The organism is Stomatobaculum sp. F0698 (assembly GCF_030644385.1).
Taxonomy (GTDB): domain Bacteria; phylum Bacillota; class Clostridia; order Lachnospirales; family Lachnospiraceae; genus Moryella.
Genome location: NZ_CP130060.1, coordinates 758675 through 780658, shown reverse-complemented (window position 1 = coordinate 780658; position 21984 = coordinate 758675). Strand labels below are relative to the sequence as shown.

21 protein-coding genes and 1 pseudogene are annotated in these 21984 nt (G+C 53.7%); 2 read left to right on the top strand and 20 right to left on the bottom strand.

What is annotated here, in order from left to right; all coding sequences use genetic code 11:
* Positions 1–10 precede the first annotated feature (10 nt).
* The 8 genes and pseudogenes from QU660_RS03705 to QU660_RS03670 all read right to left on the bottom strand — a co-directional run bounded on the left by QU660_RS03705 (position 11) and on the right by QU660_RS03670 (position 6063).
* Positions 11–298, bottom strand: coding sequence for a co-chaperone GroES (locus QU660_RS03705; protein WP_009533715.1), 288 nt, complete (start codon positions 296–298; stop codon positions 11–13).
* Positions 299–458: 160 nt separating this feature from the next.
* The gene (locus QU660_RS03700) at positions 459–962 is read right to left on the bottom strand and encodes a hypothetical protein (protein ID WP_304946985.1); all 504 of its coding nucleotides are present in this window, start codon (positions 960–962) and stop codon (positions 459–461) included.
* A 91-nt stretch (positions 963–1053) separates the two neighbouring features.
* Positions 1054–2255: pseudogene (locus tag QU660_RS03695) on the bottom strand (cation diffusion facilitator family transporter).
* Positions 2256–2346: 91 nt separating this feature from the next.
* Entirely contained in the window at positions 2347–2607 is a 261-nt protein-coding gene (locus QU660_RS03690) for a SemiSWEET family transporter (RefSeq protein ID WP_304946984.1), read from the bottom strand.
* 265 nt (positions 2608–2872) lie between these two features.
* Positions 2873–3898, bottom strand: coding sequence for a hypothetical protein (locus QU660_RS03685; protein WP_304946983.1), 1026 nt, complete (start codon positions 3896–3898; stop codon positions 2873–2875).
* A 161-nt stretch (positions 3899–4059) separates the two neighbouring features.
* A complete protein-coding gene (locus QU660_RS03680; RefSeq protein ID WP_304946982.1) occupies positions 4060–5070 on the bottom strand; it encodes a TlpA family protein disulfide reductase in 1011 nt (336 codons plus the stop codon).
* The gene (locus QU660_RS03675) at positions 5067–5945 is read right to left on the bottom strand and encodes a 4Fe-4S binding protein (protein WP_304946981.1); all 879 of its coding nucleotides are present in this window, start codon (positions 5943–5945) and stop codon (positions 5067–5069) included. Before QU660_RS03675 ends, QU660_RS03680 begins: the two co-directional genes overlap by 4 nt.
* Positions 5938–6063, bottom strand: coding sequence for a CD1871A family CXXC motif-containing protein (locus QU660_RS03670; RefSeq protein WP_304947221.1), 126 nt, complete (start codon positions 6061–6063; stop codon positions 5938–5940). Before QU660_RS03670 ends, QU660_RS03675 begins: the two co-directional genes overlap by 8 nt.
* Before the next feature lie 189 nt (positions 6064–6252).
* On the opposite strand from QU660_RS03670, the gene QU660_RS03665 reads away from it, so the two are divergent.
* Positions 6253–6930: a response regulator transcription factor gene (locus QU660_RS03665; RefSeq protein ID WP_304946980.1), complete on the top strand. Its 678-nt coding sequence runs from the start codon at positions 6253–6255 to the stop codon at positions 6928–6930.
* Positions 6927–8147 carry a sensor histidine kinase gene (locus tag QU660_RS03660; protein ID WP_304946979.1) on the top strand — a complete coding sequence of 407 codons (1221 nt, stop codon included), beginning with the start codon at positions 6927–6929 and terminating at the stop codon, positions 8145–8147. Before QU660_RS03665 ends, QU660_RS03660 begins: the two co-directional genes overlap by 4 nt.
* Positions 8148–8354: 207 nt before the next feature.
* Here the strand turns inward: QU660_RS03660 and QU660_RS03655 are convergent, their stop codons facing one another.
* From QU660_RS03655 to QU660_RS03595, 12 genes are all read right to left on the bottom strand, one after another.
* Positions 8355–8942: a peptidylprolyl isomerase gene (locus tag QU660_RS03655; protein ID WP_304946978.1), complete on the bottom strand. Its 588-nt coding sequence runs from the start codon at positions 8940–8942 to the stop codon at positions 8355–8357.
* Positions 8943–9085: 143 nt separating this feature from the next.
* Positions 9086–10162, bottom strand: coding sequence for a M24 family metallopeptidase (locus QU660_RS03650; RefSeq protein ID WP_304946977.1), 1077 nt, complete (start codon positions 10160–10162; stop codon positions 9086–9088).
* Between the two features lie 166 nt (positions 10163–10328).
* Positions 10329–11333 carry a signal peptide protein gene (locus QU660_RS03645; RefSeq protein WP_304946976.1) on the bottom strand — a complete coding sequence of 335 codons (1005 nt, stop codon included), beginning with the start codon at positions 11331–11333 and terminating at the stop codon, positions 10329–10331.
* 138 nt (positions 11334–11471) lie between these two features.
* Positions 11472–12572 carry a DUF5305 family protein gene (locus QU660_RS03640; protein ID WP_304946975.1) on the bottom strand — a complete coding sequence of 367 codons (1101 nt, stop codon included), beginning with the start codon at positions 12570–12572 and terminating at the stop codon, positions 11472–11474.
* A 56-nt stretch (positions 12573–12628) separates the two neighbouring features.
* Positions 12629–13822, bottom strand: coding sequence for a signal peptidase I (locus tag QU660_RS03635; RefSeq protein WP_304946974.1), 1194 nt, complete (start codon positions 13820–13822; stop codon positions 12629–12631).
* Positions 13819–14757, bottom strand: coding sequence for a hypothetical protein (locus QU660_RS03630; protein ID WP_304946973.1), 939 nt, complete (start codon positions 14755–14757; stop codon positions 13819–13821). The genes QU660_RS03635 and QU660_RS03630 overlap by 4 nt, the downstream gene beginning before the upstream one ends.
* A gap of 32 nt (positions 14758–14789) precedes the next feature.
* Entirely contained in the window at positions 14790–15419 is a 630-nt protein-coding gene (locus QU660_RS03625) for a LuxR C-terminal-related transcriptional regulator (protein ID WP_304946972.1), read from the bottom strand.
* Positions 15407–17077 carry a sensor histidine kinase gene (locus QU660_RS03620; RefSeq protein ID WP_304946971.1) on the bottom strand — a complete coding sequence of 557 codons (1671 nt, stop codon included), beginning with the start codon at positions 17075–17077 and terminating at the stop codon, positions 15407–15409. The genes QU660_RS03625 and QU660_RS03620 overlap by 13 nt, the downstream gene beginning before the upstream one ends.
* 483 nt (positions 17078–17560) lie before the next feature.
* Positions 17561–18169: a class I SAM-dependent methyltransferase gene (locus QU660_RS03615; RefSeq protein WP_304946970.1), complete on the bottom strand. Its 609-nt coding sequence runs from the start codon at positions 18167–18169 to the stop codon at positions 17561–17563.
* Positions 18170–18258: 89 nt separating this feature from the next.
* Positions 18259–19389 carry an Mbeg1-like protein gene (locus tag QU660_RS03610; protein ID WP_304946969.1) on the bottom strand — a complete coding sequence of 377 codons (1131 nt, stop codon included), beginning with the start codon at positions 19387–19389 and terminating at the stop codon, positions 18259–18261.
* A gap of 125 nt (positions 19390–19514) precedes the next feature.
* Entirely contained in the window at positions 19515–20720 is a 1206-nt protein-coding gene (locus QU660_RS03605; protein ID WP_330693239.1) for a GNAT family N-acetyltransferase, read from the bottom strand.
* Between the two features lie 50 nt (positions 20721–20770).
* Complete coding sequence (locus tag QU660_RS03595; RefSeq protein WP_304946968.1) at positions 20771–21628, bottom strand: hypothetical protein; 858 nt, start codon at positions 21626–21628, stop codon at positions 20771–20773.
* Between the last annotated feature and the right edge of the window lie 356 nt (positions 21629–21984).

Genomic DNA, 21984 nt, shown 5'->3' with positions numbered 1-21984 from the left:
GTCCGTTCTCTTATTCCATTACCGCAAGGATATCGCTCTGCTTGATGACGACATACTTCACGCCGTCGAGCTCCACATCGGAACCCGCATATCTGGAGTAAAGGACCTTGTCGCCTGCCTTAACCTGCATCTTTACTTCCTTGCCGTCCACAAGGCCGCCGGGACCCACTGCAATGATCTCACCCTGACCCGGCTTCTCCTTGTCGCCCTGACCCGGCAGTACGATTCCGGATGCGGTGGTCTCTTCCTCTACCATCTTCTTCAGCACGACACGGTCAAACAACGGTACCAGCTTCATAATACAATGCCTCCTTAATAAACGTTAAACGCTTTTCGCTTTGTCTTCTCAACAAAAGCAGTTATAACATTAGTTATTAGCAGTGTCAAGCTTTGAGTGCTAATTTTTCAACTTTGTTTCCACACAGAAAAAACCGGCGCCCTTTCGAGCGCCGGGTCCGTTACGATGCATCTGCTATGAGATATTCAATGCCGTCGACCACATCGTTGGTCAAGTAAATCTTGAGCTCGGTATCACCGAGCGTATAGTAGAGAACGCCTTCTTCTTCGCGGTAGCCTCTTCCGTACGCCTTCTCGACCGCCTCGCGCGTCGCACCGAGGCGTATTCCCTCCGGTGTACTGACGTTCTTGTCGAGGATGCAGATGGACTGCACCTTCTGCGCACCGTTGTTCTCACTCAAGGTGCAGAGCTCAAAGCCTCTGAAGCTGTATATTCTCTCCTTGCCGTTGCCCTGCACGGACTCCTGCACAATTACCTTATCTGCCTTGCCGAGTGAGTTGAGCGCTCCCTTTGCGCTCTGACCACAGGTAATCTTTGCGCCGCCGCTCTGGAAGGTATAGGCACTCTTCTTTGCGCCGAACGCAGCGAAGCTGCCGGCAACAATCGCAGCGCTGAGCAACACTGCCGTAACTACCTTTTTCCCTGTACCCACGTTCTTTTTCATTCCTATCCTCTCGACTCTGCCGACTTCGGCTCTATTCTTTACGAATTTATTACATTTTACCCGAAGAGCGTAAAAATTGCAAGTGCTTCCCTCAGCTCGAGAGGTCGGAAACATCCGCATCCGGGGTGATATCGACCCGGTAACCCGGGTACGCGGCTTCGATTTCGCACCGCAAGGCATCGACCGCATCCGCCCTGCTCTTGGTGAAATCCACCACGGCATCAAAGCGCATATATTTCTTTGCGGGCTCCGCATAAAAGCCGTGGATCTGCAAAATCCAAGCATGCGAGAGCGCAATGTGCTCGACCGTATGGCGTATCTCCGCGGCCGCCGGATCTTTGGTATTGTGGGCATAGACGCCGATGGTGCTGATGCGGATGCCGGTCTCCTCTTTGACGCGCTTCTTGATGCGTCTGGTCAGCGCGTCAACCTCTTCGACGGTCATCGTGTCCGGAAGCTCGAGATGCACCACGCCGTAGCGGCGCTCCGGGCCGTAGTCCGTGATAAAGAGATCGTAGGCCCCGATTACAACCTGTTCCTCCATAATGAGTGCACGGATCTTCCGGACGAGTTCCGTGTCCGGGCGCTTGCCGAGAATCTCATCGAGGGTATCGCATACCATGCCGTAGCCGGACCGCACAATCATCACCGAGATTAAGGTTCCCACATAGGCCTCGAGGGAGATGCCGGTGCGGAGGAAGATGAGCGCGGACGCGAGCACGGACGCCGAGAGCAGCGCGTCAAACGAGGCATCCGAACCCGAGGCGACCAGCGCGTCCGAATTCAGCTGTTTCCCCCGGTGCTTGACATACTGCCCCATCAGAACCTTCACGAGCACCGCCACCGCGATGATGACGAGACCGACCGCACTGTACTGCGGCGTCTCCGGGTGCAGCAACTTTTTGACCGACTCGACGAGTGAACTCAAGCCCGCATAGAGAACCAGCGCTGCCACCAACAGCGCACTCAGATATTCAATGCGGCCGTGCCCGAGCGGATGCTCCGGTCAGGTTCTTTTGCCGCAGCTCTCGCACCGACGATTGTGATGACCGAGGACAGTGCATCGGTCAGGTTATTGACGGCGTCAAGTAAAATTGCGATGGAATTGGAAGCGAGTCCGATAGCCCCCTTGAATACCACGAGAAACAGATTGCCAATAATGCCGATTATACTTGTTCTTACGATGCCCTGATTTCTCGCTTCGGGCGTCTGTTTTGTTTCCCCTGACGCCGCTGCCTCCGCCTGCCCCTTGTCCCCGGTTGTCGGCAGCTCTTGTCTCTCGTTTTTCCGCATACGCTGTTCCCCCTTTTTCTTTCTCTCTTGTATACAATTTTTCACTTTAAAAAGAAGTCCTTTGCCGATGACAAAGGACTTGTTGTTTTACTCAGATAATCGCCGTAATCGCCGCGATCAGGCCGAAAATGATACCCGGCGCATTCGCCATCGCGACCGGATAATCGCGATTCTTCTTTAGGAGCGCATAGGTGACCCAGAGCGTGCAGTTAATTGCCGCGACCAGGGGCTGAATCGGGGTTCCCTTCATTCCGTGCAGATTGTTCATAATCTGCGGAATATAGGAGACATACATCATGACGGATACACAGGTTGCAAACCAGCCGAGTCCGGTCAGTGCTTTTTCTGACATAGTATCCTTTCTCTGCCGTGGCAGGAAACCGCGCTCATCAAGCGCGCAACACAGTAACTTGTGCCTTAGATACTAGCAGTTTATTTCATTCTCCGTCAACTTATGCATTTGCCGAAATTTAAGTATTCTTGTCCCTGATTTTAGACGATACGACAGATGACTTTTATCTCCGGAAATTTCCCGATCGTTTGAACGGAAAACGGATGCCACCCGTCAGAGTAGCATCCGTTTCTTAAATCAAGGCTTGGCCCTCGAAATTTCTCGCTCATTCCCAGCGAGTCTGATCCGCATGAACCTTGTAGCGCAGCGGCTCTCCCTCCATGGTAAAGCTCGCTTCGAGTGCATAGCTCGTAAAGAGCGTGTAGGGTTCGGTCTGCAGCCTCAGAATCACAAAATCCGCTTGCACCGATTCCTTCACATCCGGCGCTTCGATTGCAAACAGCTCCGTGGGGGACTGCTTCTGAAAATCCTGCGCCCTCAGTTCCGCAATTTTCTTCCCCTGCACGGCAATCTCCGAAAAGCCCTCGTCTTCGGGCGTGAAATAGCAGGAAACCAGCACGCAGTCTTTCAGCTTGGCCTGCGGCTTTCCGTCCGGCACCAGCCTGACCCTGCCGTAGCGCTTTCCGTCCCGCCGAAGTTCCATCGTGAGCGCTTTATAATCATAGACTCCCTTAATCTCCGCGTATTCCACCTCCGTATCGGCGCTATTTCCGTCAAGCGAAAACCCTGCGGCAAGCAAGTCCTTTCCGCGGCTCATACCAGGTGTCAGTGTGCTCCCCGCAATCTGTACCCGAAGCGGCGGCGCCGGAACTCCCGTTATGCTAACAGTTAACATGAGGAGAAAAGCGGTAAAAAATGTCGTCCCCCAGACCGCCATGGAGGCAGAATAGTAATGTATCTCTTCATGGCGATGAAACAGCCACCAAAGATTTTTTCCCTGTACCACGAGAATGCGCATCACAAGGACAATGCCAAATTCCGCGCGCAGCGCGAAGTAGATTGCCGCATAGAGATTGAGCCCGCTGTGATATTTGTAGGCTATGACCAGAAGATTGCCCATGAGAATGCCGAACAGAAACAGTCTCGCCTCTCGGAGGGCTCCCGGCGTGGTCAAGTCCTCATAGTGATCCGTTCCGCGACCGTGCACCGCATGTCCGAGCTTATAAACCCAGCCCGGCACCTCTCTCTCCGCAAGCACCGCATTGCGAAGTGTAAGATACACGACCGGCACCATAAAGGCGCAAGCCAGCGTCATCCCCACAAATAACAAAGCACCTAAATAAAAGCCCATCGCAAAGCAACCTCGTTTTCTCAAATTCCGCAAAGGAACCGCGTCAACGAAATTATACCATGCGACAGGCCGTTTCAAAGACCGAATGTCCGCTTATCTTCTCTTCTTTCTCCTTTTGTGGCATTTCTGCCCTTTGAGAACTTCGCTTGTTCCCGATGCGCTTATTTTTCTGCGCTTGCAAGCGCCTGCTCAATCAGCTGATTGAGGCGCTCCGCCTGCTTTTTATCCGTGATTGCGCCGACAATGGGCTCTCCCACAATATTGCCCTTTTGATCGACCACATAGCTGGTCGGGAAGGAGTAAATGCCCATCGCGAACTTTCCCGCATCCGTGTTCGTATCAAAGCGAAGGTTTCGGTAGCTCGCTCCCTTCTTCGCAAGCACATCCTTTGCCTCCGCAATCGCTGCCGCGTCGCCGTCCAGCGTAAAACTGTTGATGCCGACTACGGCGCCGCCTTTTTCCGCGAGCTGCTTGTTCAACGCATCCAGTGCGGGGAGCTCTTCCACGCAGGGACGGCAACTCGTAAACCAAAAGTTCACAACCGTCACAGTGTTTCCGCCGAAGAGTTCGCCGCTCTCCACCGCGTTGCCGTCTAAATCTTGGCCTTCAAAAGCAGGGAAGCTGCCGAGGGAGCTATCCGAGACAGGCTTGCCGTTTTCCGCCGGAACACTGACATCGCAGTTATCCGGCTTCGCCCCGCACTCCGGGTACTTCTGCTCCAAAATCGTGAGCTTCCCCTCAATCCTTTGAATCTTCTCCGCGCCCTCGCGCAGGGTTTTCAGTTCCTCTTGGCTGAATTGATCCTTTGCGTTATCAATCGTCTTTAAGAGGAAGTCCCCGTAGTTACTACCGTCCTCTACCATGGCCATGCCCTTATCCGCCGCGAGGAACACCTTTTCCCAGAGTGCTTTATTCTCTATCAGTACGTCGTTCTCCGTCTCCATGAGCTTTTGATGCAGCGCCATGGCGGCCTCGGTGTTATCGACCTCCAGATTTAAGAGCGTGTCAAGATCCGTGCTCGCTGTGTCGTTCAGGCTTCCGCCTGCCTGTGCGACCGCGCTTGTTCCGGCTTCGCTTGTTTTAGCCGCCTCTGTTTTCTTTCCGCCGCAGGCAACCAGGCTACCCACCGTCAGTGCAAGCGCGATTCCGGTCAACAGTTTTACTTTTTTCATTTTGCTTCCTCCCGATTGATTTTCATTTTTTTGTTTTCGATTGTTTTTCCTGCGCCGAAGCCGCAGCGGAAATGCACCGCACCGGTCGGGCAGGCATCAACACACATGCCGCAGCGTATGCACTCGCTGTGATCCGGCGTCTTTGTGACATCGACATCCATCTTGCAGGCCCGCGCACATTTTCCGCAGGTAATGCAGCGGCTCTCATCCACCCGCATGCCAACCAGAGAGACCTTGTTCAGCAAGGCATAGAAAGCACCGAGCGGGCATATCCACTTGCAAAACGGGCGGTAGATGAAGACGCTCAGTAGGATAAAGCCAATCAAAATGCCGAACTTCCAAGCAAAGAGTTTGCCGAGCGCCGCGCGTATCCCCGTGTTCACGATAGAGAGCGGAATTGCTCCCTCAAGGACACCCTGCGGGCAGAGGTACTTACAAAAAAAGGGCTCTCCCATGCCGAGATCATTGACCGCAAGTGCGGGCAGGAGTACGACCATAATGAGCAGCACCGCGTATTTAATCCAAGTGAGAGGACGCAGCCTTTTGGTCGACAGCTTTTTCCCCGGCAACTTATTGAGCAGCTCCTGAAACCAGCCGAAGGGACATAGAAAGCCGCAGATAAAGCGCCCAAGCAGCACGCCGAAAAAGATCAGGATACCTGTCACATAGTAGGAAAAGCTGAACTTAGAACTCCCGACGACCGCCTGAAACGCACCGATCGGACAGGAACCCGAGGCAGCGGGACAGGAATAGCAATTGAGACCGGGCGCACAGGCAAGTTTTCCCTTGCCCTGATAGATGCTCCCCTTCAAAAAGTTCGGCAGATGAATGTTGGTGAGCAAGGCGGCCGCCGCCTGTATCCATTTTCTATCCAATGCCGACACACTCCAGACAGAGTCGTATTGCCTTACTCAGCACGGTATCTGCCTCCCCGCGCCAGGCACCGAAGCATATCATTGCGACCGAAGAGAGCAATAAAACCGCTTGCAACATTGTTTTCTTTGAGAGCTTCACCGCAATTCCTCCTTTCGTTTGTACCCATTGTAGCGAAAGGCGTGTAAAATCTCTGTTAAGAGAAAACTTAACGCGGATTTTATGCCTTCTTGTGATACAACTTAAGAAGACTTCTATTGAATATGAATCCTTGAATTCGAATCCATACATGCGGAGGGAGGGTTTCCTATGCATATCTTAGTCGTTGAGGATGAGCGCGCGCTCTGTGAGACCATAGTCCAAAGTCTTCGCCGCCTCGCCTACAGCGTGGATTTTTGTTTTGACGGCAACGTAGCTTTAGAACTGCTGGAAAGCGAGCGTTTCGATCTCATTGTCCTCGACCTAAACTTACCGGGCGCGGACGGCATGACTGTACTCAGAACGCTCCGCAAGTACGACCGCGAGACGCGCGTCCTGATTCTCTCGGCGCGGAGTGAAGTCACGGACAAGGTTGCCGGGCTCGATGCCGGCGCGAACGACTACCTTGCAAAACCCTTTCACCTCGCCGAGCTCGAGGCCAGAATCCGAAGTTTGACCCTGAGACAGTTCACGCAGCATGAGGTTCTGCTCTCCTGCGGAAAACTCTCTTTTGACAGTAAGACGCGAAGCGTGCGTGTCGCCGATTCACCGATTGCACTCACCAAGAAAGAACTCGGTATCCTCGAATATCTCTTACTCCACCGGGGACGTCCGGTCAGTCAGGAGGAATTACTGGACCATGTCTGGGACAGCAATGCGGACCGCTTCAGTAACTCGATTCGCGTCCACATCTCCACTCTCCGCAAAAAACTGCGCGCTGCGCTCGGTTGCGACCCGATCGTAAACCGCATCGGCGAGGGCTACGTGCTCACGGAGGCCGCAGAATGAAACGTCTCTCTTTGCAGTGGCGCATCACACTGATGACAGCGCTGCTCATTGCCACAGCCTGCATCAGCATGAGCCTCTTACTCGGCTACTCCGGCAGACACTATATGGACCGCATCGGCACTTCGATCTCCGCTTACAGCGAAACGGTTTCGGGAAACGATGCGGCACAAAATACCTCTGATTTCCCGGATACGGCAATGCTCGCACCGAACTCCGATCTGGTCATCGTGATCGACGGTGCACAGGCCGCCTTTACCGCGAGTAATTGGCTCATCACCGCCGCGGTAACGCTCTTAAGTGCGGCGCTCGCCTATTTTGTGAGCGGACAGGCGCTGCGCCCCCTCCGTGAGTTTGCATCGCGGCTCGAAAAAATAGAACCGTACAATCTCTCCGATCAGAACATGAAACTCCCCGCAGATGTCCCGACAGAGTTTCGCCGCTCCCGCGAAGCCTTTAACCGCATGCTGGACCGACTCGACGAGGGTTTTCGCGCCCAGAAACAGTTTACCGGCAATGCCGCCCACGAACTCAGAACACCGCTTGCCCTCATGCAGGCAAAGCTTGAGCTCTTTTCCGTCGAGCACCCGAATGCGGATGCCGAAACCGCGGACTTTCTTTGCCTGCTCGGAGAGCAAACCGAGCGCATGGCGGAAATGAGTAAGACTCTCCTGGAACTGAGCGAGCTTCGCTCCGTTCCCTGTGAGGACAGGATAGAACTGGGACCCCTGATGGAAGAACTTTGCACCGATCTCACGCCGCTCGCGGAAAAACAGAACATTGAACTTATCTACGAGGGCAATGCAATGCTGATCGGCAGTGACACCTTGATTTACCGCCTGCTCTTTAATCTCAGCGAAAATGCGATACGCTATAACCGTCCGAACGGCAGCGTACATCTCTCCGTGCGCGAAGAGGCGGGCTGTATCGAAATTCGCGTTGCGGACAGCGGCACAGGAATACCGGCGCAGTATCGCGAGAGCATTTTTCAGCCCTTTTTCCGCGTGGATAAATCGCGGAGCCGTCAATACGGCGGCGCAGGGCTCGGCCTGGCCCTTGTGCGGGAGATTGTCTCGCTGCACGGCGCGGAGATTTGGGTGGAGGACAGCAGCGACAGGGGTACGACTATGGCGCTGCGATTTCCCAAAATGCGCAATGCAAGTCGTGAGTGCGGCGATAAAGGAGATACTGCCTGCAACCGCCCTTCCTCATCACACTGATCTCCCCATTCAGCTTCGCTCAATTCGTTGCACATACGGCTTCAACGTTTACAGCAACGAAAGCTATAGACATATACAAAAATCCCCTGAAGTACTCGCGAATATAAGTACTTCAGGGAATTTTGATTTACAACACAATGTTCTATCATAAGCGCTTCGAAACGAGGCCGCTGTGCATAACCAAGTCACTGTCTTTTCGACGATGTCTCAGCGCCAGCAAGGCGGCAAGTCCTGCTTTTCCATCCGCACAGGCGCGGGATACGTTTCTCCGAAAAGCTCGAGCTCTGCCCGCTCAATGATTTGGGGCTCCGCGGGCTCTAGGATTTTTTTATCGGTACCGGGATAAATCACTTCGCGGGTCGGGAGTTCCGCAATGCGCTGTATCTCATCCATCCCCGCAATCACCTCGCCGAGCACCGGATATATTCCGCGGAACTCCGGGAAGTCTTTCAGCGGAAAGAATATTTCCGAGCTCGCAAGGCCGGCTTCATCGTAGCCTCCCATACAGATGACGCCGGGGCGCGGGGTCAGGGGATCGATTTCGGGGTGCAGCCGATATTCGTCCGGAATCAGATAGCGGCATTCCTCGTGTCCGTATGCATTGTAACTCAGATCCACCCACTTGCCGGGCGCAATACGCTGAATCGCATGCCGATCCATCCAGCCGTGAGAGGCCACATCAATCAGACTGTTCACGGCATTCGGGGCCGCTTCCGGCCAAAGTTCTATGACAATCTTTGCGCCGCTCTTAAGATACAGCTTGAGATAGGGCTTTAAATGAAGTTTGGGTTCCATGTCTCGGTCTCCTCATGTTCAATGCTATGATTGATGTCTATGAAACGCTGACTCTATCATAGCACAGTTGCCGCCGACTGCCTTTGCCAAAAAAATCCGGCGCGCCCTCTTATGCCGGGCGGCCGGATTTTTTGCTTCTGTCCTTAGTTAATGATATCCAGATCATGAGAATAGTGGTTTAAAAGCTCAACACCGTCCTCGGTGACCATCACGAGATCCTCGACACGAACCCCCGTATCTCCGACCAGATAGATGCCGGGCTCTATCGAGAAAATCATGCCCGGCTCCACCTCCCAGTCAAAAGCCGAGGAGACATCGCCATACTCGTGGTCCGTGAGACCGATGAAGTGGCCGAGGCGATGATTAAACGCCGGACCGTAGCCTTTTTCCGTAATCAAATCGCGCGCTGCCTTATCGATATCGCAGAGTCTCACGCCGGGGCGAATCAATGCGACCGCAGCCTCGTTCGCCGCGCGGGTGGTCTCGTAGACCTCGCGGCAGTGATCGCTCACGCTCTTATAATAAAAAGTGCGGGTCATGTCCGAGCAATAGCCGTCCTTCACACAGCCCACGTCAAAGAGAACGCAATCTCCCTCCCGCAGCACGGTGTCGTCCGGCTCATGATGCGGATCCGCCGCATTGGCACCGAAGGCGACCAAAGGCGTAAAGGAAAAGCCCTGCGCCCCGAGTTCCTGATAAATGCCGAGGAGCTGATCTCTGATTTCCCGCTCCGTGACCTCCGCATGGACCAACGCACGCAGACGCGCCATCGCCGCATCGTTGACGGCGGAGGCGCTGCGCATTTTTTCCTTCTCCTCCTCGTCCTTCACCGCGCGGGTCTTATCGACCGCAAGAGAGCTGTTCACAAAGCCCGCCGCAAGTTTACGCTCCATGAGCGGAAGCAGGAAGCGCGCCGTAATCTCCTTGTCCACACCGAGGACTTCATCCTGCATGAGATACGGTGCAAGCACCTCCGCAACCGGATCGGTGTCGGAGAACCATACTTCTTTGACGCCGCTGTTCACCGGCGCGTAAAAGAGCTTGTTGAGGAAGAGCACATGCTGTCCGTCCTGACGCAGCAGCAGTCCGAAGAAACGCTCATAGGGGAGGTTATAGTAATCGGTCAGATAGTAAATGGACATGGGATCCACAATCAACATCTGGCTGAGGCCCTCGTGTTCCAGTGCCTGTAAGATACGTTTGACTCTCTGTTCTCTCATCACAAATACCTTAAGCCGCCTGTTTCGACAGCTTCCTTTCCGAGATGATATCTTACTATCTTTTCTGCCCGAATACCAGTGCGGGAAAGCTTACGCCCCTCCTGAAAGCATAAAAAGACTCCGTGCCCTTCGGCACGGAGTCTCCCCCCTTATGATTCCGAAAAACTCAACGCTTTCCGGTCTTGTTCTGCTTAACAAGGTAGTTCGGATTTCCCGCATCCTTACCAACGTTGAACTGATCCCAAAGGAAGCTGATGCTGACTTCAACACTCTTGTGCTGGCTGTCTGCGTCTGCGTTGTTCGACATCACTGCCGTGGAACCCGTCGTGTAAACGCCCTCGGCGTCCGGATCCATTGCGACCGCGAGGAAGAGGTCCATTCTGTTGTCCGTTGCCGGGCTGCAGAGGATGGTTGCATTCTCGATGACGTCGCGGATTTCTCTGTCGGAGAGCTTCTTCAGTGCGGAAAGTCTCATGAAGTGCACCCCGCCGACCGTGAAGTAGTCACCCTCGCTTGCGAGAGAATCAACCAGCTTGAATACGCGGGTTCCCTCAATCTTCTTCGGGCTGTACTGCTCGCCGTCCATGTAGAGTGCGATGCCGAGCATATCTTCCGCTGCGCCGCTGCACTCAAGGCCCTTCATCTCAAACTTGATGCTGCTGAGCTTTGCCGCGATGCTGCCAACGTTCAGGACATCGGTGCGGAATGCCTGTGCGTAGCCTGGATACATCTCATTGATTTCAAGAACGATCTGATCGCTGCCCTTCGTGTTTGCGGAGGTGTAGACACCGACATTTTTCGGAATCCAATCTGCATTCACAAGCTCTGCGTTAAAGTCTACGTTATTGTAGCCCTTCTGACGCTCCTTGTAAGCATCGACGCTGCCGTCTTTCGCAACCTTGTTGTAGTCCGAGGTGCCTCTCATGAAGAAGCTGTCGTCCACATAGCCGCTGTCGCCGATACCGTCCACGACACTCCAGCCCGACGGAAGCGTCTCGTTTCCGTACTGTGCATAATAGCCGAGGTCCGCGAACATCATGCTGAAGTCACCCGTCGTTGCTCTCGTCGTGACATTCAGTGTGTCCGTCCAGTACGCATAGCCGGTTCCCGCGAGAACCAGTGACAGTGCAAGGAGGCCGCCGATGATCGATTTCTTACCTGCTCTTCTCATAACCATTCCCTTCCCTTCGTTCGCTCTGTGTTTTGTCATCCTGTACAGTTCCTGACTACAAGCACAGTTTACGCGAAGAGAGGAACGCGCACATCCGGCGAAGGTCCCCCCTCTCGGGATACTTTATTCCCCCTTTTTCTACTCCGAAAGTGGTAGGGGCTGCGGTATTTGAACATAAAAGCTTCGATTGCCGCTTCGGACGGTGAATATGCCGTCGAGCGGAAGCCCCTCGCTGTCCTGGCTGCAGACCGCAGGCTGCCTGAGTTCTTCCGCCACCAGAAGCAGGCTCTCCAGATTTTTGAGCCGTATCGCATCCTCCGGAACTGCTTCCGGGCTTTCGGTAAATACGAGCCTTGCACCGTACTTCCGAAGCAGGCGACGCAGTTCGATTTTCCTAGCCTCTTCCGCAGTCGGCGCCTTAGAAAATACGAGGCCCGTTAGGACAAGGAAAACGCCACTTACAAGAAGCAGGATAGCTGCCGCAAGTTTCGGGAAGGAAGGGGACAGCGCAATGCGCTCACGCCGCGTAATGCTTCCGCTGTCCTTGGTCTCGGCTCCCGTTTCTAAGGTATAGAAACCGCTTTTCGTATCGTCCGGCAGCGGAATTTCCAGAGAGAACTGCTTTTCCTGCTGTTCCGCCTCACTTTCCAGGACGAACTTGCCGGAAAAGACGAGTTTCAATTCATGTTCAAAACTGCCTCCCAGCTCTCTCTCGATTTCCGCAAAGCGCTCCGCATAGTCCGCCGGATTCAGCTGCGCCGTTGTCTCTGCGAAGGCACCGCCTTCCTCGCCCGCTTGCATTTCACCGCTCTCCAGCGAAATCCGCTGCGAAAAAATCTGTTTCTTTTCGCCGTCCCGGTTAAAGTAACCGGCGAGTTCCACAGCGGCTTCATACTGCCCGCTTAAGCGCACCGCAAGGCTACCTTCTCCCGTCAGCTTTGCGCTGAATTTAACCCAGAGTAAATCCGCTAAATTCCCGGGATATACCGCACCGGCCGAGAGCCATTCCTCCGAAAACACCGAGTTTTCACGGAGATGGACCCAAGGTTCCGCGTTTGCACTGAGTTCATAGGAATAAAGCGCTTGCTCTCGCACCGTGCTTTCCCTTCGCATGGCCCGAAACAGGAGGAACGCACCGACGGCAAGACAAATCAGTCCGACAAGCGTTGCCGCAATCTTACGTCTCATGTCAAATACAGGTCTTATGCTCATTTTGCCCTTCTTCATTGCCTCTTCCATACTGTACCCGTCTCCTCTTCCCCTAAGCCGCTCTGTCTCCCACCGGGATGCGGCGCTTAAGGGGTCGCTTTCTCATCTCGTAAGCCCTGCTGAATTTCCGTCGGAACCTTCCTCCTGCTGTTTAATAGCAGTACGGGAATGCCGACCCGCGGAACGACCCGAATCACCGTGCCGCTGATATCGTTCGGGTGAACAACTTCGGTGTCCGCGGAAGGGTTATTGTCCCCCTTCGTGATAAACGTGCGGTTCCCCGCCTCGTCCTCGCGCACCGCAAGAATTCTGTGTGTAATGCTGATATCTCCCCGCCGGAAGCTGATGACCGTTCCCTCCGAAAGTGCCTTGATCTCCTGTTCTTCTCGGAGTTTCCGCACCAGTACCACATCGCCCGGATGAATGACAGGTTCCATACTGCCGGTCAGTATGACCGTCGGATAAACCGGAAACACCCCGACACAGAACCAATAAAAGATCACGGCCGCAAGAAGTTCCGCGTACCAGCCAAGAGAACTGCCCTGCGGCTCTGTCTGCTCCCCGAACTCCTCCGCGCGGAAGCGCTCCCTGACAAAGAGGAGAAAGAAAACCGGAAAACAAAGTCCTATGGCGGCATTCGCAAGCCAAGGAAGATCCGGCAGGAAGGGAAAGATCCGTTCAAAAATACCTATGCCGCCGCTGTATAGTACCGAGGGCCACATTCCCCCGCTCAGCACCAGCCCGGTCTGCAGAGCATTCCGTGCAAGCGCGGGGAGCACGGTTTCCGCCGCGAACACAAAGCGATTTTCCGCGCCTTCCAGTCGCAGTGCCCGCTGCACATTGAGTTCCAGCAGGGCAAACAACAGGGTCAACAAAACCGCGGAAAGCGTGCGGTGGCGTACGTGCTTTCTGCTGAGCCCCAAACCGTAGGCGCGAACGCCCTCGCGCACAATGAGCGGCAGAAGAACGAGAAGCACATTCCGTACCATACCGCCGATTGAGCCGTCATAGGGGCTCCCCTTCAGGCATTTCATAAAAACAGCGCTCACAAAACGGAGCGCTATGAAAATTGCCGCACCGGTCAGTGCATAGATGCGCATTCCCCTCCTAAGGGCAGCGCGACGATGCACACCGACTCTCGGCAGCGCAAAGAAGAGCAAAGCCGCCATACTTCCGTAGCAGAGAAGGGAGAGCGTCAAATTTCCCTCCAAAAGCGCTTTGCACGCCGGAACGGCAGTTCCGACCAGTAAAAACAACAGGAAAAAGAAGGCGCCCGTCATAACGCTCCCGTTCTCACCGCTGTTTTTCGATTTTCTTCCGTTTTCCCGTTTTTCCGCGCATTCGATCCGGTCGCAAAGGCACGGTCATCAATCACGGCGCCATCCGCCGGAAGCTCACCCGCCTCGAGTAGCTGAACGGCCACCGGAAAACGGAACGCCGCAGAGCCCTTCACATGCAGGCGATCCGTCCAATAAGCATAACTTGTCAGCGCACCGAATACGGAAATCCGTTTCCCGCTGACCGCCGTCTGCTGATCGATGCGCAACTCGCTTGTAAAGGAATAGTCTACCCAGACACCGCTGTTCGGAAACAGCTGCTCGGCAAGCGGCATAGACATGAGACTCTCTTCGTCCACCTGGATAAACTCCGGCATAAGCGCTTCCGGCTTCTCTCTCTCCGCCCGTAGATACAGGCAGCAATAGAGCGCATCCTCAAGCCGCTCCACGCTTCGAAACACTTTCAGCCGCTGCGGCTCCAGAAAATAGGCATCCGGCTCATCCCAGTCGTAGGCGACATCAGGTAGGGCCAGATAGACCTGTTCGGGCGTCAGCAGAATCTCCTCGCCGGGGACAGTGAAGTCAACGGCCTGTTCCTTTGCCTTCAAGCCCTTTTCTTCAATCGGACAGGAAATTCGCAGGTAGCTCTCCCCGCCCAAAAAGTCATCCGGCATTCCCTCCGGAAAGACCAACGCTATGCTCTTTTCATCCTCACCCGCTCTCGCCTCCATCGGTATTTCCGCAAGCACCTCTCCGCCATCCCGCACCAACTCGGCGCGATATGTCCCTTCGCTCGCAAATGCGCAGTCCAGCTGCCCCGTTGCGAGCTTCCCCGAGACGCGGAGCGTACCGTCCCAATACGCGTACCCGGTACCCAGCGCTGCCAGACAAAGTGCCAGAACAGCACAGGGCAAGAGTTTTCCCCCCTGTCTCCTCATCTCTTCTTACCTCCTGTCCGCATCATCCCGTCTTATACGCTGAGTTCCGAAAGACTGTCGCACTTCCCCGCAAACAACACCGCCTCCACGCGACTCTTAAATCCGAGCTTCCCGAGTATGCTGCTCACATGTTTCTTGACCGTCCCGAGGGAGATAAACAATAAATCTCCGATTTCCGCGTTGGAGCAGCCGCGACTCATGAGACGCAGAACCTCGATTTCGCGCTCCGTGAGCTCCTCGAGTTTTCTGTCCTCCTCTGCCGCCTGATTCAGTTTTTCCACGAGCGCGGCGGAATAGAACTTATTGCCGCGCTGCACGGCGCGCAGTCCGAACATAATCTCATCCACAAAGGCGTCTTTTAAGATATAGGCATCCACCCCCATCTCCCGCGCTCGGAAGAAATCGCTCTCCCGCGAAGATGAAGTGATGAAGATGGTACGCACGTCGCGGCGGCTTTCCTTGACCCATTTGAGCACATCGAAACCGCTCTCCGCGCCGAGGCGGATGTCGATAAAGGCCACGCTGACCGCAGCCTCCCCCATGCGCGACACCGCTTCTCGCACCGTTCCCGCCTCCAGAACCTCTTCCTCCGGACAATACATATGAATGATCTGCTCGAGTCCCTTCCGCGCCAGCGGATGGTCATCCACTACGAGATACATACGCCTTTCCCCCTTTGCATAGCGCTCACCGGAAGGGTGAGTGTGATTTCCGTTCCCCGTCCTTCACCGCTCTCTAAGCGAAGCGATGCGCCGAGGAGTGCCGCAACCTTCTTCATACTGCGAAGTCCCTTGCCCCCGGCACTCAGAACTCTTCTTTCCTCAAAGCCGCTTCCGTCGTCTTTTACGCGCAGGACAAAGCCTTCTTCCTCCGCGCGAATCTCCACCCGGATTTCTTTTGCTCCTCCGTGCCGCGCGGCATTGTTGACGGCCTCGCAGGCCACGCGGTAAAGCACTGTCTTCTGCGCCGCCGAGAGTTCTTCGATACCGCTTGCAACTTCAAGCGGAATACAGACAGCGTACTGCCGTTCCGCTTCCTCCATATAGCTTCTAAGCCTTCCCTCAAAACTTTGCTCCCCGCTGCGGGCAAAATTTCGCCCGTAAACCGTCTCCCGCAGCTCCCGCATGGTGAGTGCCGCCGTCTTTTGGAGAAGCACAATCCGCTCCAGCGCGGCCCCCCGCTTTGTCTCCTCCTTCTCCACAAAGAGTTCCAGTTCCTTCAAACCGCAGTTTAAACCGAAAAGTTTCTGGATAACCGTGTCGTGAATTTCGTCCGCAATCCGGTTCTTTTCCTCCGCGGAAATATACGCCTCCATCTGCCTCTGCATATCGAGCCCGCGAAAAATAATGCCGCAGAGCCGTACGTAAAACTCCCGCTCACGCCGAACAAGCTCCTTAAGACCGCTCTCCTTTACCGCAGTGCTTTCCGCATCCGCTGCCCCTATGATGAGCATGCCGTCTCCGCTGCCGCTCTCAACGGAAAAGAGCTGATAGCGCTGCCCGTTGACCCGCACTTCTCCTTCGCTTCGACTCATCGACGTAGCGCGGGATACCAACTCTTCCCCCTGTTTTTCCGGCATACCGCGGATGATGATTTCGCGTATCATCTGTTCTTCGTTGCGCCGTATCAGGACGCAACCCTCGGGCGATACACTCGCCGCAATCAAGGTGGCAAGCTCCCCGAGCACCCGTTCGGAATCCGTCATCGCCATGAGCGCGAAGCCTTCATACATGTCCGCGACACGGGAAAGCGCGTACTCGCTGCGCCGGTTTTCCTCCACAAGACAAGCGTTTAGGTCTCGCAGTTCTTCCCGTCCTTCGCGTATGGACTGCACGTGTCGCCGCAACACATAGAAGTTTCCGAAGGTGCAAAGAACCCCCACCAGAATGTTGCTCTCAAGCCTTACCGGATTTCTGTTCTGCTGCCCCACCAAGGCGCAGGCCACACACCAGATTGCCGCGAGCAAAGCTGTGCTCCCGTCGAACTCACCGCTTAAGCTGATCATCATGCAACAGAGTACGTACCAGAGATAAGGACTCGAGAGCCCCCCGCTCAGGTAAATAAAAATACCGTAGGCCGCGAGCTCCACACCGAGCACGGCTCTCATCGCATCCTTGTTCTTTTCCGCTCGAACATAGAGATAATTTCCGATGAGACAGGACAGAAACATACCGAAGATAATGCCCCAGCCTGTGGGAGAGAATCTCTCTTTCTCCCACATACCCGATAAGAAGACAGCCGTCGAGAGCAGAAGGGAGATGATGCGGTAATGAATGCACAGTGTCAGATAGTCGTATTGCTTCTCTGCCTTTTCTCCCATAAGTCCCCCGGTCTTCGCTCAACAGTCTTTCCTGGGAATAAAAGTACACGGCAAATAAACCAAATCACACTTGCAGCCCATCCACGGTGTCCGAGACAGACGCGCTTTCACGGACGATAAGCGCTACTCTGCCACACTTTTTGTCCCACTCTGCTTTTAATTATTTATGCAATAATTGCGAAAATAAATCGATTTAACTTTTCTTTATCCACACTTTATTTTCACTAGTATAGCGCAAATTCGAATTTCTTACAAATAAATGAAGATGCGCTTCAGTTCTTTATTGAACATCAACCCGGGTTAAAGTCGTTTATTTCAGCAATTTTGCACACAATTCTTAATTTAAATCAAAAAATGGTACCAAAGTTCCATACAAAAAAGAGGAATCCGACGACAGTCCTCGCAGACCGATTCGAACCCCTCTACAATTACTTATGATAACTATTTAATTCTCCCTATTGCCGAAACATCAGACCAATTTACTTAGTTCGCTCTTCTTTTGCACTCTGTGTAGAGCAGAGGCATTCTCGCGCGCAGCTCCTTATAAAACAGGACTTCCCAGCCGTACTTTTCGAGAAACGCCCTATATTCCTCAGCTGTCCATTGATTCGTAAATCGGAGCCCCGCCAGAGCAAGCAATAACTCCCAGCAGCGCCCCGCCAAGCGCTCCCGCTTTTTTACAAAGTTCGGCGCAATCAAGATACCGTCCGGTCTTAGCACACGGGCTATTTCTCGCAGCGCGCGCTCGGGCTCCGGCAAAAGGTGCAGGGCATTCACAATGATCACCGCATCGAAGCTCGCGTCCGCATAGGGCAGGGATAAAGCATCCGCTACCTCAAAGCGCAAGTTTTTCGGGCAGGCACCTTTCTTTGCCTCGGCAATCATGCCCGCCGAATAATCCGTCGCGAGCATGCGCTTGGTGACCGGCGCAATGCGCTTCGCGAGCAGCCCGGGCCCGGTGGCAAGTTCCAGCACTTCCTTGCCGCGAATCAATTTCGGAATGCGGCGATACAGAAACGCATAGCTTCTCTCCTCCGCCCGCATGGCCCGCTTATAAATCGGCGCATACCAATCCCAGATTTTCCCCTTCATGCGCTCCTCCTTTCCGAATGCGAAAACAAGCTTATCTGTGTCTAAATATGACCTGCAACCGCGTTTTCACCCGGCCGATCGGCTTCGGCTCAGTTGCGTGGCTTCGTTGCGATGGAAGGCAAAGTGAGCTTCGGCATCTTGTCGAGCACGGTCGCTCTGCCCGCCTCGGCGAGGCTTCCGAGTGCGGCAGTCAACTCACTTCGTTTCTCTTTCGGGAGCTTCCCAAGCCCCTTTATGATAAGCCCGCTATTCTTGAGTAAATTCTCTCCGAACTCCAAGAAGGTCTCCGCCTCTGTCACCTCAATCATGGAGAATACAGTCTCGACCAGGGATTTCCGCGTCTCATCATCCATGGTTTCAAGCCAAGTTCCGAGTGATTTCTTGACAAAATCACTGAAGGCGTCCAACTCCGCGCCGACAAATTTATCCTTCGTCACTTCCCAGGTCGTGAGATCGTGCTGAAAGATGCCTGCCGCTGTGCTCTTTACGACAGTATGCGCCGCCTCGTTGGAAAGTAACTGCCCTATGATAGAGGTCTGCGGGAGAACATTCGTTACCTTTGGCAGCAGCTCTCGGTACGCCGCGGTGCGCACAATCTCTTCCCGAAAGCCGGGACCGTCGTTATTATAGACTTTGACAATACGGTCTTTGACCGCCTCCTCGCAAAATGCGGCAGCATACATCGCAAAGTTGCCGCCCTTGGAATGTCCGCCGAGGATGAGCTTACCCTCGACACATGCGGCGACTTCGTTCAGATAGGAAACCGCCTCCTTGGCGCCCTCGGTTTCCGCGGTGAAGCTCATCAAAAAGTCCTCTTTCCAACCCGTGATACTCGAATCCGTGCCGCGAAACGAGACATACTTGGTCCCATCCGGAAGCAGAAACACGAGTGCCGCAAACTGCTGCACCTTTTCCTTGTCAAAAACCTCTCTGAAGTGCGCAACTTTTGTCCCCCGAAAGCGCGCCCCACGTACCATTTCTTCGAGTAACAGCGGCGCTCTCTCGATAAAGTGCTTGCTCTCCCGCACTTCCGACAAATCGTGCTTTTCGCAAAAGCGTTTGAAGCAGGTTTCGATGCTCACATGACGCTTCGGTTCATGCAAGAGTTCGCCAAAGTCCGCATAGGCGAGATAAGACAAAAGCACATTGTCGATTTCATTAAACGGCGCTGCCCGAAGGCTCACGTCATTTCTCCACTTTAAGTAATCCATGAGTTCCATCTGATTTTACCTCTATTCTCATCCATGATACAAAAGAGCCGTCGAAATTTCATCCGCAGTTCCTTCCGTTCCGTTGGGACAGCCTCCTGCTGCCACGGATGGCAGTGAGGCGTTTTCTTGTACGCTCAGATATGAATTCGGAACGCTCCGAACTCAAATACGCCCTTTCCCTGTTTCAATTTTCCCTGCCTCTCCAGGAGAGAAAAGGCTGTCTCAATCTCCTCAATCAGAGAAACCGGAAGTGCCAAGTCATGATGCCCCGGAAAGATTCTGCGGATCTCGTAGTCGCGCAGGCGTTTGACCGAGCGGTAGAAGAGCTGAGGATTCGTGGAGGGATAAAAGGCGTCCAGACACCCCTTATAAATCAAATCGCCGGAATACAGGTATTTTCTCTCCGGCTCATAAAAACAGCAGTGCCCGGGAGAATGCCCCGGCGTGTGTATGACCTCAACCGTCCGCCCGCCCAAATCAAAGCGGTCTCCGTCATGCAGGATTAGCTGAGGCTCTCCTTGAAAGATCCGATAGGACTCTGGGGCAAAAGATGCCGGAAACGAGCAGGGCTCGGAACAGAGCTGCGCTTTCACCCGATCCGTTGACAAAGGAAAGCAATCCGCTATCCAATCCTTCTCTGCTTCATGCACCGCAAAGCGCGCAAACAATCGGTGCGCTCCGATGTGATCCCAGTGAACATGCGTGGTGAGCACAGTGAGCGGCAGCCTTGTCAGGCTGTCCACGACAGCTCTGAGATCGGAAATACCAAGTCCCGTGTCAATCAGCACAGCCTCCGTCTCCCCGCAGAGCAGATAGCAGTGCGGTTCTTCCGGATGCCGGTATTCACTGATGACAAAGGTCTGCGGGTCGATGCACGCAACGTGAAACCAGGAGTCCCGATCGAGCTGATAGACCTCACAGCCGTCTCGCTGCCCCAGATATGAGAATCCGAACTTTTCCGCGATATGCTTCGTCACGGCTTGTGCCGGGCTACACTCGAGCACAGCCAACTTTCCTTCCGCATAGGCCTTTTCAATCAGTTGTTTTGTCAGCGCGTCCGCGTATCCCCTGCCCCAAAAAGCTCTTCTCAGTACCCATCCGATTTCTTTGCTCTCTTCATCGTAGTCATGGTAAATCACATACCCGACAAAATCACGATTCGCAGTTTCAACGGCATAAATGAGCGGCGACCGAGACAAGCCTGCGGAATGCAAGAAGGCTTCCGTCTGCGGAAACGAATAGGGAGGCTCTATATAGCGCATCACTTCTTCGTCCGAAAGCAGCTCATATAGGGCTTGCAGATCATCTATCTTGAAGCGTCGAATTCTTAACCTGTCCATCGTTTCCTCCGAACGACTGTATCAGTCTGTAAAAACACCTCTCTCATTCGTCAGGTCAAATGCATAAGATAGCAACGGTAATTTCCGACACAGTGAAATCCGCATTCTTTCGCGTCCTCCTCATACACTTCATCACAAAAGAAAGTCATCACTATTCCACCGCTGCGCTTTACATCCCGCAAAGCTGCGTTCAATAAATTTTTCAGCAATTGCGGATCGTATTCACGCCGATTCATATCCACACCGAAAATCTCATACCACGCATCTCCCGCAGCGGTATAGTAAACGGCACCGCGCGGTTCACCGTCTTTTTCTTCCAGAAAAATACTCCAGTTCTCAAGCTTTTCATAGAGGCGCGCCGAATTCCAATACATGTTTTCTTCAAACTGACTGTGCAACAGCCGAAAACGCGTATAATTCTCTCTCCCGATTTTCAGAACTTCCTTATTGTCAACCGCGGGTATGAGGTGCTCAAGATAGGCGGTGTTGTTGTAGTCATCCTCGATACAAGTAAAACCTTGGCGCTCAAGATAATTGACCGCAGACTGATTCTCTGCCGGAAAGCCGAGATATAAATCATAGCCTTTAAACTTGTCTTTGGCATAGGCCAGAAACTCGGAAAGTGCCTCTTCGGTCTCCGTATTCGTTAAAAACAGCGAGGTCGAGAGATAACGGTCCTTCGGAAGCCAATACATGAGGATGAAACCCTGAATCCTGCCTTCCGATTCAAAGAGCAACATCTGCTCCTCTTCGCATGCAAACGCCTTTCTGGCCCGTTCCAGAAACATGTCCTTCGTCTTAATGCCGTCGCAGTAGGTCGGATATCCGGACTTTGTTAAGTCGCTCGCCAGTTCATATGCAAAATCGGCATACCGTTCAAAATCGGTTTCGGAACAACGTCTCAGCAAAAGAACCCCCCGTTTCAGTCACGTTTTGACTTCAATATCGAAATTGAAATCCGTCATTTACGGTTCTTAATCATAACGTTAGGAATGTCGCTACACTTCAATCATATAGCTTCCTGTCGTAAAAGTCGATACCACTGCCCTTGTCATAAGAGCGACAAAAAGGCCTCCCGCCATACTCTCTTTCAAGAGACGGTGGGAGGCTATTCTGCTTCAGCTGTTCTTTATTCTTATGACTTCTTTTCCAACAGCGCCACACACTCCAAGTGTCGTGGGACAACGCCGTTGATGTCAGAGGTTTTCAATTTTTTTGTGCTTAGAAACCATCCACAAAACCGCTTTGAGGGAAGTTGTCCACT